The 2,111-nt window shown below is 33.0% G+C and carries 2 protein-coding genes; both read left to right on the forward strand.

What is annotated here, in order from left to right:
* The coding region (locus KHQ28_RS27655) for an ATP/GTP-binding protein (RefSeq protein ID WP_155884432.1) at positions 1-961 on the forward strand (961 nt) is incomplete at its 5' end.
* A 4-nt stretch (positions 962-965) separates the two neighbouring features.
* Positions 966-1,808, forward strand: coding sequence for a hypothetical protein (locus KHQ28_RS27660; protein WP_123836183.1), 843 nt, complete (start codon positions 966-968; stop codon positions 1,806-1,808).
* Positions 1,809-2,111 lie beyond the last annotated feature (303 nt).

A 2,111-nucleotide genomic window follows, 5' to 3' on the forward strand; every position in this document is an offset into this window, starting at 1 on the left:
GTTTAATAATGCTGGGAAAACTTCTTTACTTGAAGCGATTTACTTATTGACGCAGCGTAATGATATATCATCGCATTTTAATCTTATTAGGCAAAAAAATAAAATCAGTACTTTGAGTTCAACATTGTTGAATGCTCTTTTCCAAGATAAAATAATCTTATCAGGAGTGTTTGATGATAGTAATGTTACTGTTGAAATGATTAAATATGATGATTCTTCAATTGATAAACAAGATGACTATATAGCGTCTTATAGCTTAAAGTCTAGCATTGATGGAGAATTTAGAAATAACACAGTCCATACTTTTATTCATGAACGTATGAGAAGGAATGCTGATCAAGTTTCGCATTTGTGTTCATCGTCATTTAAAAGCCCTTATTTCTACGATATAGACGATTTGCTCACTGATTATAACAAAAGTATAGGTGCAAGTTTAACGTCTGTAACTGACTCAGAGTCAGATGATTTAAATATACAATCCGCTATCGGCCTGGTTATTGAATTTATGAATAAAATTGAGCCAACGATAAAAGATGTCAGATTCACTGAGGACATGGAGCTCAAAAGGTTTATCGTAGAATCAGCATATGATTTTAACAGAAGTTTCGATCTTACCTCTTATGGAGAGGGTATTCAGCGCATCTTTTATATAGCCTTATCTTTTGCTGCGTGTCGCAATGGTGTACTTTTTATTGATGAATTTGAAACTGCGATTCATTATAGTTTACTATTGGAGTTTACTAAATTTACGCAACAACTTGCAGAACGTTTCAATGTGCAAGTGTTCCTTACGTCACATTCGGGGGAATGTATCACAGCTTTTTTAAATAACGATTATAACAATGATTGTATTACTGGATTTCAGTTAAGCAAAGTTGACGATAAAGTAGTCGTGAAAAGGGCTGATGGCGAAAGATTTGGCTATTTGATAAAAAATATTGATCTTGATATTAGAGGCTAAAATTGTGAGTGTATCTTATAATAGAGTCATAGTTGCCTTTTGTGAAGGACAGCATGACGTCGCTTTTCTTAGCAGAATTCTTTTAGTTAATGGATTCCTACTTCAAGATCTCAAAATTGGTCAATTACCTCCACCGTTTGATAAACGCTTTGAAAAAGAACTAAGTCAAGTAAGAATTCCAGATAAAAAACTTGGTTTTCAGCCAAACGGGCCGAAACTACCTTCTGTTTGTTTCTATCATGATGGAAACTTAATTTTTATACATAATCTAAATGGTGATGGCAAAAGTCGTGAAAGGGCTGAGTTAGTTACTATGTATAAAGAACTTTCTGGTACAGATGACTTCAGTATAGAAATTGCATATAGATTTTTATACTTTTTTGATGCTGATGAACTTGGCATTGATGCAAGAATAACAGATATTAAAAATGAGATAGGTTTAGAAGAAGCTACTCAACTCTCCAATGGTAGTATTATTGATTTCGATGGGAGTGAATGGGGTGGTTATATTTTTCATGATATTCAAACTCAGCTTGGTACCTTAGAGGATCAATTGTTAGGTTATTTTCATAACAAAAGCCAACAATTGCAGCAGGATATTTTGAGTTTTCTTCAAACTAATTTATTGATACAAGAAAGAACGAAGCGATTTATAAGTTCTAATGCTGGTGAAAGTTATATTGGAAGATCTCAGTATTACGAAAAAAAATCCGTTTTAGGTATGTATGCTCAGCTCCAGTTTTCAGGTGTTAGTAATGCTGTTTTGATTAGTAACACAGATTTTTTAAAAGCTGTCGATATTAATGGATGTCAGCAATGTACTCTAATTAATAGACTTTTTATGTGACAATAATAAAGGCAGAGATTAATTTCTCTGCCTTTATGACAGATTTTATTGGTCAAAAAATGTTAAAGATGATTAATCTGAAGTTATCTCAGATTTCTGATGTTCAGGTTCGTGTCCGGTAAGCGGATCCGAACCAGAGTGCCTACATTGAAAAATATCTTTTTTAGTAAAATTTAGGTTGTTACTCTTGTAATGGGGGCATAAAAAGGGGCATTAATCCATTTTTAAAAGTAAAAACAATTAAAATACAGCTAGTTAATTAAATATTCGAGTCCGGCCTTCGCACCATCGGAACATCAATAG

It is taken from the genome of Klebsiella sp. 28 (assembly GCF_018223905.1).
GTDB classification, from domain to species: domain Bacteria; phylum Pseudomonadota; class Gammaproteobacteria; order Enterobacterales; family Enterobacteriaceae; genus Klebsiella; species Klebsiella pneumoniae.